Annotated in this window: 10 protein-coding genes; 3 read left to right on the top strand and 7 right to left on the bottom strand. The window is 70.7% G+C overall.

Going from position 1 to position 13,060, the window contains the following annotated elements; translation table 11 throughout:
- Window positions 1–113: 113 nt before the first annotated feature.
- The 3 genes from thpR to ACFT7S_RS36130 form a co-directional block, all read right to left on the bottom strand.
- On the bottom strand, window positions 114–677 hold the full coding sequence (gene thpR, locus ACFT7S_RS36140) for an RNA 2',3'-cyclic phosphodiesterase (protein WP_382739942.1): 564 nt from the start codon (window positions 675–677) through the stop codon (window positions 114–116).
- A gap of 90 nt (window positions 678–767) precedes the next feature.
- Complete coding sequence (locus ACFT7S_RS36135; protein WP_382739940.1) at window positions 768–2,102, bottom strand: MFS transporter; 1,335 nt, start codon at window positions 2,100–2,102, stop codon at window positions 768–770.
- Between the two features lie 90 nt (window positions 2,103–2,192).
- Window positions 2,193–2,633, bottom strand: coding sequence for a MarR family winged helix-turn-helix transcriptional regulator (locus tag ACFT7S_RS36130; protein ID WP_382739936.1), 441 nt, complete (start codon window positions 2,631–2,633; stop codon window positions 2,193–2,195).
- Between the two features lie 134 nt (window positions 2,634–2,767).
- Between ACFT7S_RS36130 and ACFT7S_RS36125 the strand changes: the two genes are divergently transcribed.
- Window positions 2,768–2,983 carry a hypothetical protein gene (locus ACFT7S_RS36125; protein ID WP_382739933.1) on the top strand — a complete coding sequence of 72 codons (216 nt, stop codon included), beginning with the start codon at window positions 2,768–2,770 and terminating at the stop codon, window positions 2,981–2,983.
- A gap of 41 nt (window positions 2,984–3,024) precedes the next feature.
- Here the strand turns inward: ACFT7S_RS36125 and ACFT7S_RS36120 are convergent, their stop codons facing one another.
- On the bottom strand, window positions 3,025–4,479 hold the full coding sequence (locus tag ACFT7S_RS36120; RefSeq protein WP_382739931.1) for an NCS2 family permease: 1,455 nt from the start codon (window positions 4,477–4,479) through the stop codon (window positions 3,025–3,027).
- A gap of 196 nt (window positions 4,480–4,675) precedes the next feature.
- Between ACFT7S_RS36120 and ACFT7S_RS36115 the strand changes: the two genes are divergently transcribed.
- Both ACFT7S_RS36115 and ACFT7S_RS36110 read left to right on the top strand, forming a co-directional pair.
- A complete protein-coding gene (locus ACFT7S_RS36115) occupies window positions 4,676–4,951 on the top strand; it encodes a DUF2530 domain-containing protein (RefSeq protein WP_382739929.1) in 276 nt (91 codons plus the stop codon).
- Window positions 4,952–4,981: 30 nt separating this feature from the next.
- Window positions 4,982–7,393, top strand: coding sequence for an HAD-IC family P-type ATPase (locus ACFT7S_RS36110; protein ID WP_382739926.1), 2,412 nt, complete (start codon window positions 4,982–4,984; stop codon window positions 7,391–7,393).
- Between the two features lie 27 nt (window positions 7,394–7,420).
- On the opposite strand, the gene ACFT7S_RS36105 is transcribed toward ACFT7S_RS36110, so the two are convergent.
- From ACFT7S_RS36105 to ACFT7S_RS36095, 3 genes are all read right to left on the bottom strand, one after another.
- Window positions 7,421–8,278, bottom strand: a complete 858-nt coding sequence (locus ACFT7S_RS36105; RefSeq protein WP_382739923.1) for a DUF5707 domain-containing protein — start codon at window positions 8,276–8,278, stop codon at window positions 7,421–7,423.
- Between the two features lie 148 nt (window positions 8,279–8,426).
- On the bottom strand, window positions 8,427–11,639 hold the full coding sequence (locus tag ACFT7S_RS36100; RefSeq protein WP_382739920.1) for a sacsin N-terminal ATP-binding-like domain-containing protein: 3,213 nt from the start codon (window positions 11,637–11,639) through the stop codon (window positions 8,427–8,429).
- A 337-nt stretch (window positions 11,640–11,976) separates the two neighbouring features.
- Window positions 11,977–12,921: a DUF3027 domain-containing protein gene (locus tag ACFT7S_RS36095; RefSeq protein WP_382739918.1), complete on the bottom strand. Its 945-nt coding sequence runs from the start codon at window positions 12,919–12,921 to the stop codon at window positions 11,977–11,979.
- Window positions 12,922–13,060: the final 139 nt, after the last annotated feature.

Genomic DNA, 13,060 nt, shown 5'->3' with positions numbered 1-13,060 from the left:
GTCATCCTCCGACGGCGGCCGCCACGGCGACGACGACGAACATGAGCACGAGCACGGCGGCCATGATGCGGTTTCTGGTCTTCGGGTCCACCCATCGAGCGTAACCGCACCGCTCAGCGTCCCAGTGGCCAGGCCCGGACGACGTCGTAGCGCGGCTGCTCCCCCGGCACCCCGTCCACGGGCAGCCGGCTGCGTACGAGACTCAGCTCGTCCGCCTCCCAGTGCATCCCCTCGAAGCCGTCGAGCGCGGCGGTGTACGGGGTCAGGTCGGCCGGGACGCGGCTGCGGGCGAGCGTGAGGTGCGCGGTGTAGCGGCGGTGCTCCTCCATGGGCACCCCGGACCTCCGGGCCGCCGCGTCGGCGCGCTCGGCGAGCAGCCGCAGGGTGTCGAGCCCGCCCGCGGCCCCGGCCCACAGCGCCCGCCCGTCGAACCGCCCGACACCGTGGACGCGCAGCGGGAAGGGGTCGGTGCGGTGGGCGGCGCGCTCCATCCGCCGGTACAGCTCGGGCAGCAGCTCCTCGTCCACCTCGCCGAGGAAGGCGAGCGTGTAGTGCCAGCTCTCCCGGGCGGTCCAGCGAAGGTTGACAGCCCCGGGGAGGGCCCGGACGGGGACGACGGCCCGGTACAGCTCCTCGACGGCCTCGGCGGGCGGCAGGACGGCGGCGAACAGTCTCATGCGCGGAGTCTGGCAGTCGCGGCCGACCGGCGTTCTCCGGATATGCGAAACCGCCCCCCTCCCGGACGGGAGGAGGGCGGTTTCGCGTGGTCACGCCGCCGTGGCCAGCTGCTCGCGCGGTACGAACCGTACGTGCGGGTGGCCCGGGCGCAGGTCGACCTGCAGGCGCAGGCCGCCCACGCGGGCCAGGGCGAAGCCCACGCCCAGTGCGGCGAGCAGCGAGAACACACCGCCGGCCGCCATGCCCGTCCGGACACCGTAGGCGTCGCTGATCCAGCCGACGATCGGGGCGCCCACCGGCGTACCCCCGGCGAACACCATCATGTAGAGGCTCATGACCCGGCCGCGCATCTCCGGGTCGGCGGCCATCTGGACGCTCGTGTTCGCGGTGATGTTCGTCGTCAGGCCGAGCATGCCGATCGGGACCAGCAGCAGCGAGAACATCCAGACGGACGGGGACAGGGACGCGGTGATCAGCAGGAGACCGAACGCGCTGCCCGCGACCACCAGCATCCGCAGCCGGGTGGAGCGGCGGCGGGCGGCGAGGAGTGCTCCGGCGAGGGAGCCCAGCGCCATCAGGATGTTGAAGAACGAGTACATCCCGGCGCCGCCGTGGAAGATCTCGTCCGCGAAGGCGGTCAGCCAGATCGGGAAGTTGAAGCCGAACGTGCCGACGAAGCCGACCAGGACGATCGGCCAGATCAGCTCGGGGCGGCCCGAGACGTAGCGCAGGCCCTCCCTCAGCTGGCCCTTGGCGCGGGGCACCGTCACCGAGGCGTGCATCTCGCTCGCCCGCATCATCAGCAGGCAGACGAGCGGGGCGAGGAACGAAAGGCCGTTGAACATGAAGGCCCAGCCGCTGCCGACCGTCGTGATCAGGACACCCGCGACGGCGGGGCCGATCAGCCGGGCGGACTGGAAGTTCGCGGAGTTCAGACTGACCGCGTTGCGCAGCTGCGCGGGGCCGACCATCTCGGAGACGAACGACTGGCGGGCCGGGTTGTCGACCACGGTGACCATGCCGAGCAGGAAGGCGATCAGATAGACGTGCCAGACCTCGACGGCGCCCGAGAGGGTGAGGACGGCCAGCGCGATACCGCACAGGCCGAGCATGGCCTGGCTGACGAGCAGGATCTGCCTCTTCGGGAGGCGGTCGGCGATGACACCGCCGTACAGACCGAAGAGAAGCATCGGGAGGAACTGCAGCGCCGTCGTGATGCCGACGGCGGTGGCGGAACCGGTGAGGCTCAGGACGAGCCAGTCCTGCGTGATGCGGGACATCCAGGTACCGGTGTTGGAGATCACGGCGCCCGTGGCGAACAGGCGGTAGTTACGGATCTTCAGCGACGAGAAGGTCCCGCCGGGCTTGCTCTCGTGGGTGGAAGTCGGTGCGGGGGCGGAGTCTGCTCCGGATCCCGTACTCAAAAGGGTTCGCCTCCTCGGGCGTATACGGCGTTCTGCGTGACGGGGACGTGACAGCGGGCGCTCCGGCGGTGGTCCGGTGGCGCCCGTGGGTCACAGGTGAGCGAGCTTCTCCAGTACGGGCGCTGCTGCCCGCAGCGTCGCCCACTCGTCCTCGTCCAGGCCCTCGACAAGATGGGTGAGCCAGACGTTCCGCTTGGCGCGGCTCTCTTCGAGCATGGCTTCCGCCTGCTCGGTCTGGCTGACCCTCTTCTGCCGACGGTCATCGGGGTGCGGCTCCAGCCGGACCAGTCCCTTGGCTTCCAGCAGCGCGACGATGCGGGTCATCGACGGAGGCTGTACGTGCTCCTTGCGGGCCAGCTCACCGGGGGTGGCGGAACCGCAGCGGGCGAGAGTGCCGAGCACCGACATTTCGGTGGGGCTCAGCGACTCGTCGACGCGCTGGTGCTTAAGACGTCGGCTCAGCAGCATCACGGCGGAGCGAAGGGAGCTCACGGCGGCCGCACTGTCGCCGCCGTGGATCAGGTCAGGCATGTTCGTTAGCTTACCTCATTACCTACGCTAAAGACCACTTGGCCGTACGCAACCAAGAATCTGATCACCCGAACGAGTGAGCCGAATCCGGAAAGTGACGTCAAGGGGGCCTCGGGGACGTAACCCTGCTTCCCATGGGATCGACAGTGCTCAGCCTGCGGATAGACGGTGAGCTGCTCGACCGGCTCCGGCAGCACGCCGCCAGACGGGGAATGAGCGTCCAGGACTACGTGGTCCAGACGCTCGTCCGCGACGATTTCGACGAACGCTTCAAAGCGGCCGTCGACGAGACGGAAAAGTTCTACGGGGCGGACTCCCGCCACGCGGACCCGGCCGACCGGGTCACGTAAACGGAGATCCGCCCCGTAGGGGTGAAGCGAGAACCTGCCGGTTACGTGAGTCCGAGCGCCGGCATCAGGTAGTAGAAGACGAAGACCGCCGACACCACATACATGGCCACCGGGACCTCGCGGCCACGGCCGGCGGCCAGCCGCAGCACACAGAACGCGATGAAGCCGATACCGATGCCGTTGGTGATCGAGTACGTGAACGGCATCATCATCATGGCGAGGAACGCCGGGACCGCGAGCGTGTAGTCGCTCCAGTCGATGTCCCGTACCGAGCCCGCCAGGATCAGGAAGCCGACCGCCAGCAGCGCGGGGGTGGCCGCCTGCGACGGGACCATCGTCGCCAGCGGCGTCAGGAACAGAGCCACCGAGAACAGCAGACCGGTCACGACGCTCGCCAGCCCGGTGCGGGCACCCTCACCGACGCCCGCCGTGGACTCCACGAAGCAGGTGGACGCAGAGGAGGAGCTCGCACCGCCCGCGGCGACGGCGATGCCGTCGACGAACAGCACCTTGTTGATGCCGGGGAAGTTGCCGTCCTTGTCCATCAGCTTCGCTTCGTCGCCGACACCGAGGATGGTGCCCATCGCGTCGAAGAAGCAGGACAGCAGCACGGTGAAGACGAAGAGGACGCCGGTGAGGTAGCCGACCTTCGCGAAGCCGCCGAACAGACTGACCTCACCGATCAGCCCGAAGTCGGGCGAGGCGACCGGGTTGCCCGGCCACTCCGGCACCGTCAGTCCCCATGCCTGGCCCGGCAGGTCCGCGATCGCGTCGATGGCCAGCGCGACGAGCGTCATGGCGACGATGGAGATCAGGATCGCGCCCGGCACCTTGCGCACGATGAGCGCGAGGGTCAGCAGCGAACCGAGCACGAAGACCAGGACCGGCCAGCCGTTGAGGTGGCCGTCGCTGCCGAGCTGGAGCGGCACCGTGGTGTGGGCGAGGTCCGGGATACGGGAGACGAAGCCCGAGTCGACCAGGCCGATCAGCATGATGAAGAGGCCGATACCGATCGCGATGCCCTTGCGGAGCGACTTCGGCACCGCGTTCATCACGCGTTCCCGCAGACCGGTCGCGACCAGGAGCATCACGACGATGCCCGCGAGGACCACCATGCCCATGGCGTCCGGCCAGCTCATCCGGGGGGCGAGCTGGAGGGCGACGACGGTGTTGACGCCGAGACCGGCTGCGAGCGCGATCGGCACATTGCCGATGACACCCATCAGGAGCGTGGAGAACGCGGCGGTCAGCACGGTGGCGGTGACCAGCTGACCGTTGTCGAGCTGGTGCCCGTACATGTCCTTCGCGCTGCCGAGAATGATCGGGTTCAGCACGATGATGTAAGCCATCGCGAAGAAGGTGGCGAATCCGCCACGGACCTCGCGGGCGACCGTCGACCCCCGCTCGGAGATCTTGAAGAACCGGTCCAGGCCGCCCTGCGGCTGTGGAGCCAGGGGCTGCTCGGAATCGACCTGAGCGGTGGCCGAGGGGGACATGTATGACCTCAGTCGTGCGTAGGAAAAGGAAGGTAATGAAAGGCGGTCACGCTTGGACGATCTGACGAATATTTCAAGACAGCCCTAAGCAGATTCAGTATGAATATATAAGTCGAAGATCGCTATCTCCGCGCGTAGACCCTTGGGCCGACTGGCCCGGCGGCTCGCGCACCAGGGCCCCCCATACACTGAGGCCATGGAGAAGTGGACACCGAAGCACGAGGCGCCCGAGCCCCTGGAGGGCCCCGTCGTCGCCACCATCACGGGCGGCACGATCCTCTGGTTCGTCCTCTTCCTCGCACAGCTGCCGTTCTACGGCTGGTTCGACGACCACGGACACACCTGGTGGGTCTGGACGCCGCTGGCCGGTGCCGGCCTCGGACTGATCGGTATCTGGTACGTACGGGGCCGCGAAGCCGCCCTCAAGCGGGCAGCCGCCGGAGACGCGGCAAGCGACACCTCCGGGGGGTGAACCGGGCGTTCCGCCCTTACGGTCGGAACCATGACGCAGCGGATCGATGCCGGCTCGGAACTCGACCCCGTACACCCGATGCGGCTACCCGTGTCGGCCCGGCGCACCAACGGCCTGACGACGGCCGAGGTCGCCGAGCGGATCGCGCGGGGCGAGGTCAATGACGTACCGGTGCGCTCCTCGCGCTCCGTCACCGAGATCGTCCGCGCGAACGTCTTCACCCGCTTCAACCTGATCATCGGCGTGCTCTGGGTGATCATGCTGTTCGTCGCGCCGATCCAGGACAGCCTCTTCGGCTTCGTGATCATCGCCAACACCGGCATCGGCATCGTCCAGGAGTGGCGCGCCAAGAAGACCCTCGACGGTCTCGCGGTCATCGGTGAGGCGAAACCCACCGTGCGGCGCGACGGGACCGCCGCCGAGCTCCCCACCTCCGCGATCGTCCTGGACGACGTCATCGAGCTGGGCCCCGGCGACAAGGTCGTCGTGGACGGCACCGTCGCCGAAGCCGACAGCCTGGAGGTCGACGAGTCGCTGCTCACCGGCGAGGCCGACCCCGTACTCAAGCAGCCCGGCGACCAGGTGATGTCGGGGAGCTTCGTCGTCGCGGGCGGCGGCGCGTTCACCGCCACCAAGGTCGGCCGCGAGGCGTACGCCGCTCAGCTCGCCGAGGAGGCGTCCCGCTTCACCCTCGTCCGCTCCGAGCTGCGCAGCGGCATCTCCACCATCCTCAAGTACGTCACCTGGATGATGGTGCCGACCTCGATCGGCCTGATCATCAGCCAGCTCGTCGTCAAGGACAACAACTTCAAGGACTCGGTGGCACGCACCGTCGGCGGCATCGTCCCGATGATCCCCGAGGGCCTCGTCCTGCTCACCTCCGTCGCCTTCGCGATCGGGGTCGTGCGCCTGGGCCGCAAGCAGTGCCTCGTCCAGGAGCTCCCCGCCATCGAGGGCCTCGCCCGGGTCGACGTGGTGTGCCTGGACAAGACCGGCACGCTCACCGAGGGCGGCATGGACGTCACGGAGACCCGGCCGCTCAACGGTTCCGACGAGGCGTACGTACAGCGGGTGCTGGGTGCACTCGGCGCGTCCGACCCCCGGCCCAACGCCAGCCTCCAGGCGATCATCGACACCTACCCGGAGGGCGGCGGGTGGCAGTGCGCGGGGACGCTGCCGTTCTCCTCGGCCCGCAAGTACAGCGGGGCCGCGTTCACCGAGGACGACGGGCGGGCCTCGACATGGCTGCTCGGCGCCCCCGATGTGCTGCTGTCCGAGCAGGACCCGGCGCTCACCGGGATCGAGCACCTCAACGAGCAGGGGCTGAGGGTGCTGCTCCTCGCGCGGGCGGACGGCGAACTGGACGCCCCGGACGTCGCCGACGGGGCCGAACCGACCGCGCTCGTCGTGCTGGAACAGCGGCTGCGGCCGGACGCCCACGACACGCTTGCCTACTTCGCCGATCAGAACGTCGCCGTGAAGGTCATCTCCGGCGACAACGCCGTCTCGGTCGGCGCGGTCGCCCAGAAGCTCGGCCTGGCGGGCGCCGAACACACCCTGGACGCCCGCCGGCTCCCCACCGGCCGCGACGACATGGCGACGGCCATGGAACAGAACGCGGTCTTCGGGCGGGTCACCCCGCAGCAGAAGCGGGACATGGTCGCCGCCCTCCAGTCGCGCGGCCACACGGTCGCGATGACGGGCGACGGCGTCAACGACGTGCTCGCGCTGAAGGACGCGGACATCGGCGTCTCGATGGGCTCGGGCTCGGAGGCGACCCGCGCCGTGGCCCAGATCGTGCTGCTGAACAACAGCTTCGCGACGCTGCCGTCCGTCGTGGCGGAGGGCCGCCGGGTCATCGGCAACATCACCCGCGTCGCCACCCTGTTCCTGACGAAGACGGTCTACTCGGTGCTGCTGGCGGTCCTGGTCGTCTGCTTCCAGGTGGAGTACCCGTTCCTGCCGAGGCACCTGACGCTGCTGTCGACGCTCACGATCGGCGTACCGGCGTTCTTCCTGGCCCTGGCGCCGAACAAGGAGCGGGCCCGGCCGAACTTCGTACGCCGGGTGATGCGGTACGCGATTCCGTCCGGCGTCATCGCGGCGGCGGCCACGTTCGCCACGTACCTGGTGGCGCGGCACTACTACGCCGGGACCGGCGCCCTGAGCGCCGAGACGAGCGCGGCGACACTCACGCTGTTTCTCGTCTCGATGTGGGTCCTGGCGATCATCGCCCGCCCGTACACCCTGTGGAGGGTCTGCCTGGTCGCGGCGATGGGGCTGGCGTTCCTGATCGTGCTGGTCGTGCCGTGGCTCCAGGACTTCTTTGCCCTGAAGCTGGTGGGTGCGCCCATGCCCTGGATGGCGGTGGGGATCGCGGTGGTGGCGGCGGCTGCCCTGGAATTCGCCTGGCGACTGGTCAGCCGCCGCTTTCCCGCTTAGTGCTGGTACTGCTGGTTACCCGGTCGGCTAGCGCACGTCGAGGTAGTCACCGGCGGCCGAGACGGCCGGGGTGGTGGACGTACCGGCGAACGAGTAGCGCCAGTAGCCGTCCGCGGACGCCGTGACCGAGGTCTTCAGCGTGCCGGTGGAGCTCGACGTGACGGTCTTGACCGTCGTGTAGGTGGAGGTGCCCGCCTTACGGAACTGGAGCTTCACGGGCTGGTTGGTGTAGCCCATGTACGTGCCGGTCTCCCAGTTGGCGCGCGTCAGCTTGCCGGTGACCGTGAGGGCCTTGCCCTTCAGCACGGGCTCGGGGCCGGCGTTGGCGGTCAGCTTCGAGAAGCGCTGCAGGTAGGTCTTGGAGATGTACTCCTTGTCGCCGATCTGCCCGTCGTTGGAGAGCGCGGCGGCGCCCACCTTCCACGTGCCCGAGTCCGAGTTGATCAGATAGGCCGGGTCGAAGGTGACGGTCATCTTGCAGGTGGTGGTGGTCGCATTGACCACCGTGCAGGAGGAGTTCTCCTCGTTCTGGTTGATGCCGTAGCTGTTCTCGTCATCGAGGCTCGCGCCGGTCCAGACGTAACCGAAGATGTCGGACACGCCGGAGGAGTGGGTCGCCGTGATGGCCAGGCTGTACGTCTGCTTCGACGTCGTACCCACGACGACCGGCTTGCCGCCGTTCACGACAGCCTTGGTGAAGACCGGGAGCTCTTCCGCGGCGGCGGCCGCGGTCGAACCGGCGAAACGCTCGGCGCCCGCCTTCGGCGTGGAGAAGGTGTGGTCGTTGGACCACGTGCGGCCGTCATCGGCCTGCGCGGCCGGAACAACGAGGGCCGACAGAGCCAAGGCGCCGGAGACAGCGGCAACGGTGGCACGAATACGCATGTGTTCCCCAGTGGAGAAAGGGGCCCCGCGGTATGTGGCTCACCCTGCGGGGTCCGTGTGGTCTATGAGTCTGCTGACTCATAGACCAGACGGATATGCATACCGAAAGGTTGTACGACTGATGTACCTGGCGTGAAGATCACACGCCTCAGTCGAACCAGCGGTCCCGCGCCAGCTCCTCCGTGCGGGACGGGTCCTCCAGCAGCGCCGCCACCTCGAAGCGGCGCGGCCACTGCCCCGCCGCCCAGGCCAGCCCCGCCGCGACCCCCTCCAGCGTGGCGGCGTGCACCACCCCGTCCGGGGTGCGGCGCCAGTCCAGCTCGACACCGCCCGCGCGCAGCTCCTCGTGCTCGATGTACGTGTCCGGGGTCCCGGCACCGAGCAGAATCCGCACCGAATCCGGTACGCGGTGCTCCTCGCCCTCGCTCGTCACCTCGGCCTCGACCGTCTCGCCGAGCCGCCGCACCTGGAGCAGCTCCGCGAGTTCGGCCGCGCGTGCCGGGGCCACCGGGAGCAGCGGCAGCCCTGCGGTGAGCGGCAGTACGTCGGGCGCGTCGGCGATCACCGCGTCCGCCGCGTCGACGACCCGTACCTCGTCGTCGACGACGGCCCGCAGCTCCTCCGGCAACGTGACCTGGTCCGGGTCGAGTTCGGCGAGGGCCGTGTACAGCGAGTGCAGTTGTACGGGACCGACGGGACGCTCCTCGTCCGCCAGCCGGCCCAGCAGCTCGGCCGCGCCGCCCGGTTCGTCGAGGAGGGCGGCCACGGATGTCCGTACCCCGAGGGCACACAGCACCTGCGCGTCGTCGAAACCGGTCGCGTCGACGGAGTCGTAGAGCCCTGCCAGCCGCGGATCACCGCCCGCCGCCCGCAGACCCGCCGGACGGCGGCCGTCGAGCACGGGGTGGTCACGCAGCCACCAGGCGGTGTACGGGCGCACCGACTGGGTCGTGCCGTCCGGGAGCAGCACCCGCACCGGCTGGGTCAGCGCGTCGCGCAGCGGGGGCCGGGCGAGCATGGCGAGGGCCTGCGGCCAGGCGTCGTCGTCGACGAGGTCCAGGTCGCGGACGGCGACGAGTTCGGTGGCGACCGGCGGCACCGGGGTGTCCGGCAGCTGGTCGAGCACGTCCTCGCACCACACGTCGACGGCGTCGAGGAGTCCGGCGTCGTCCGGTTCGGCGAAGTCGCTGTCGCGGGGCTCCAGTTCGTCCGGGTCGAGGACCACGTCGGTGGTCCGCACGAGAGCGAACGTGGCCAGCACCCCGCAGGCGGTGAGCGGCTGCTCGCCCCAGCGGTCCGTCAGGTCCTCGTCGCACAGGGCGAGTTCGCCCTCGCGCATGATCTGGGCGAACGGGCTGCCGGGCAGGACGAGTTCACCGGCGGGCGCGGGCTCGCCGTCCTCGTCGGGGAGGGCGAGCGCGCCCAGCCAGGGTTCGTCGCCGGGTGCGAGCTCCGCGTCGCGTACGAGCGTGAGGACGGTCTCCGCGAGTTCGTCGCCGTCCAGCGCGTCCTCGTCCCACACCTCGCCCGCGTCCATCGAACCGGCGACGGCGGCCCGCACCTGCGGGGTCGTCAGGACGGCGCGCGGTGTCGCGGGCAGGGCGCCCAGCTTCTCCAGGAGCGGGTGGGCGGCGTCCGGGTGGGCGACCTTCAGGCCGAGGCGCGCCAGCCGGGCGAGGACGGGACCGGTGAGGGCGTCCGGGAGCGGCAGGAGGACCTGGCGGGGGCCGATGGTGGTGCGGGGGGTCTCCTGGGCCGACGCCCCGGGGTCCCCGGCGAGCGGCACGGGCAGCCCGGAGAGCCGGTCGGGGTCGATACCGGCCAGGCTGTCGTAGAGCCGCCGCCACCACTCCGGGTCCCGTTCGAGTCCGGCGAGGCGGTCGATGGCCTCGGTCAGCTGGACCCTGGCGACGCCGAGGCTGCGCAGTTCGGTGCGGCGCTCAAGTCCTGCGGGCAGCAGGCAGGGCAGCACCTCGGCGAGGACCTGCACGGTCTCCGCGCCGACCCCCTCCACGACCTCGGCCTCGATGGGCCGCAGCGCGGTGGTGGTCCGGCCGGGGCCGCCGTCGCCGGGGGCTTCCCAGCTGTCCCACTGGTCGGGTTCGACGGACGGGTCGTGGGGCGCGGCGGGCGCCAGGAACGCGATACGGGGCAGCCGCTCCAGGATCGCGCCGCGCAGCGCGCCGTCCAGTTCGCCCTTGCCGAGCGGCCCGGGAACCAGCGCGATGGTGGCGACCGAAACCGGCTGCCACGCGGCGAGCAGTTCGGCGTACGCGTCGGCCGCGCGCTGCACCAGGAAGTCGGTGAGCGGGCCGGGGGCGGGGTGGCGGCGGGCCGTGTCGAGCGGCAGCGAGGCGATGAGCAGGGCGGGCACGCCGAGGGGTTCGTCGGTGGGCGTCGGGGCGTGGACGACGGCGGCGGTACGCGGGGACTGCGGCGCCCCTTCCGCGTCCACGGGGACGGCCCAGGTGACCGACCAGTGCGGACGCAGCCGTTCCTCGAGGGGCCGGTCGGCGAGCAGGGCGGGCTCGACGGGGCCGTGGGCGGACACGGTGCGCCAGCGGTTGAGGCCGCGCGCGGAGTCGTCGATGTGGGTGTACGCGCCGTGCCGGGAGCGGCGCAACTCCCGTACGCCCTCCGGGGTTTCGATGACGATCTCTTCGAGGCCGGGGAGCGTGAGGAGCAGGGCGTCGTCGACGGCGGCGAGGAGCCGGCCGACGAGGTCTTCGGCGCCGCCGTCGCGCAGCGGGAGGACGACGACCGTGTCGTACCCCTCGGGGGCGGTTCCCTCGGCGGGCAGCGGGAGCCGGAGCAGTGGTACGTGGCCGTCGCGGCGGCGCAGTTCGTCCCCGAGGCCGGGGCTGCCGATGGCGGCCTGCCCGGCGAGTTCGCGCGCCTCGGGGAGGGACCAGCGGACGCCGCCGTGCCGGCCGATGACGGCGGGCTCGTCGCTGACGGCGAGTACGGCGGCGAACCCGACGCCGAACCGGCCGACGGCGGACTCGTGCCCTTCCCGCTTCGCGGAGGCGCGCAGGGTGCTCAGCGACTCGACTCCGGTCGCGTCGAGCGGGGCGCCGGTGTTGGCGGCGGCGAGGACGGCGGGTGTGCCCTGCGCGTCGGAGCCGGTGGCCGCGGGGTGCAGGGTCAGGCGGAGCCGGCCGGGTACGCCCGCGCGGGCGGCGGCGTCGGCGGCGTTCTGGGCCAGCTCGACGACGAGGCGGTCGCGGTAGCCGCCGAGTGCGAGGTCCTCCTCGGCGTTGGCGTCCTCACGGAACCGGGCGGGGCCGGCGCCCCAGGCATCGAGCACCCCGCGCCGCAGCCGTGCCGTTCCGAACGGATCGGCGCCCTCGGTCGCATTCATGCCCACGCTCTGACTCCGCTCTGTCCTGCGGGTACCAGGTGTACCCATGACGCCAGTGTGCGCCCGAAGGTACCGCGAGCCCGCCGCGGACGACGCGGAGCGCGTGCCCGGGTGACCGGATGTCCTCAACCGCCGGACGGGCTGAACTTGCCCCCTGCCCCGGCCCGCCCGGGCGACACCCAAACGATGTCCTCAAACGCCGGACGGGCTGGTTTTGGCCGAGCTCAGCCAAAAACAAGCCCGTCGAGGGGGTCCCCCATGCCCTTAAGACAATGGGGGAGATTGAGGACGAAGCGGGGACCCAGGGGCCGGCGCCCCCGCACTCGTGCCCCAGGCCCTAGGAGTGGCCGAGGTCTTCCGGCGACGCGTCCGCCTCCACCGGTACCGAACCGCTGTCCCGCGCCGGCCGCAACGGATACTCGTCCACCTGAAGCGTGTCCAACGCATGCGGCGCCGGCTTCGGCGGCTTCGGCATGACCGCCGCCTCCGAGTGCCCACCGCACCCGTACGACAGCGAGACCACCCGGCCGTCCGCCGGAGCGAACTCGTTCGCGCACACCCCGAACGCCTGCTTCAGCGAGCCCGCGAGCGGGACCAGGAACGCGCACGAGTCACACGCTGCGGGCGCCGCCTGCGCCATCGGGGTCTTCGCGCCGAACGCCTCTTCCCACCGGTCGGCCGCCACATGCAGCCCGTACCGGGACAGCACCCGCGCACGCCGCATGCCCAGCTCGTCCGCGATCGAGCCGATCGAGCCGCGGCTCGTCGTCGCCGGCCGCGTCGTCAGCTCCGCGTCCTCCGTGTCGACGAGGTCGGCCAGATCCTCGGAGAGCTCGGCCTCCTCGGACTCGACGGAGTTCGGCGGCGGCTCGTCCTCGCCGGTGTAACCGGGCTCCAGGCGGAGATCCTCCGCCTCCGTGGGCAGCAGGTCCCCCGGTCCCATGTCACCGGGCCGCAGCCGCTCGCTCCACGGCACCCACTCGGGGGCGAGGAGCGCGTCGGAACCGGGCAGCAGCACCGTCTCGTCGAGGGTGATGTTCTTGGCGCGGGAGGCCCTGGTGACCGTCACCGCCCAGCGCCAGCCCCGGTACCCGGGCTCCTTGCACTCGAAGAAATGAGTGACGACCCGGTCCCCCTCGGAGACCAGGGACACATGTTCACCGACCACCCCGGGCGAGGCAGCCTCTTCGGCCGCCGCGCGGGCGAGGTCTACCGCCTCGGCGCACAGGCGGTCGGGCGCGGGGGTACGGGCAGTACGGCTTCGCGTCGTCGCAGCACTCACAGGTCTCGCTTCTCTCCATACGCCGTCTCGAGCGCGCCAGCTGCTACACGATTGCCGATTTCGGCCATGACAGCTGCGGGCGGAGCGGACCTGGGGGCCGCGTCGACGTCCACACCCGTTGTGCCTGCCTCGGGCGCGC

Source organism: Streptomyces sp. NPDC057136, assembly GCF_042670885.1.
Lineage (GTDB): Bacteria > Actinomycetota > Actinomycetes > Streptomycetales > Streptomycetaceae > Streptomyces.
This window is presented reverse-complemented; position numbering and strand designations above follow the sequence as displayed.

Bases quoted from the DNA above. Each gene is read 5' to 3' on its own strand.
- thpR (WP_382739942.1), bottom strand. From the start codon at position 677: ATGAGACTGTTCGCCGCCGTCCTGCCGCCCGCCGAGGCCGTCGAGGAG.
- ACFT7S_RS36130 (WP_382739936.1), bottom strand. From the start codon at position 2,633: ATGCCTGACCTGATCCACGGCGGCGACAGTGCGGCCGCCGTGAGCTCC.
- ACFT7S_RS36125 (WP_382739933.1), top strand. From the start codon at position 2,768: ATGGGATCGACAGTGCTCAGCCTGCGGATAGACGGTGAGCTGCTCGAC.
- ACFT7S_RS36120 (WP_382739931.1), bottom strand. From the start codon at position 4,479: ATGTCCCCCTCGGCCACCGCTCAGGTCGATTCCGAGCAGCCCCTGGCT.
- ACFT7S_RS36115 (WP_382739929.1), top strand. From the start codon at position 4,676: ATGGAGAAGTGGACACCGAAGCACGAGGCGCCCGAGCCCCTGGAGGGC.
- ACFT7S_RS36110 (WP_382739926.1), top strand. From the start codon at position 4,982: ATGACGCAGCGGATCGATGCCGGCTCGGAACTCGACCCCGTACACCCG.
- ACFT7S_RS36105 (WP_382739923.1), bottom strand. From the start codon at position 8,278: ATGCGTATTCGTGCCACCGTTGCCGCTGTCTCCGGCGCCTTGGCTCTG.
- ACFT7S_RS36100 (WP_382739920.1), bottom strand. From the start codon at position 11,639: ATGAATGCGACCGAGGGCGCCGATCCGTTCGGAACGGCACGGCTGCGG.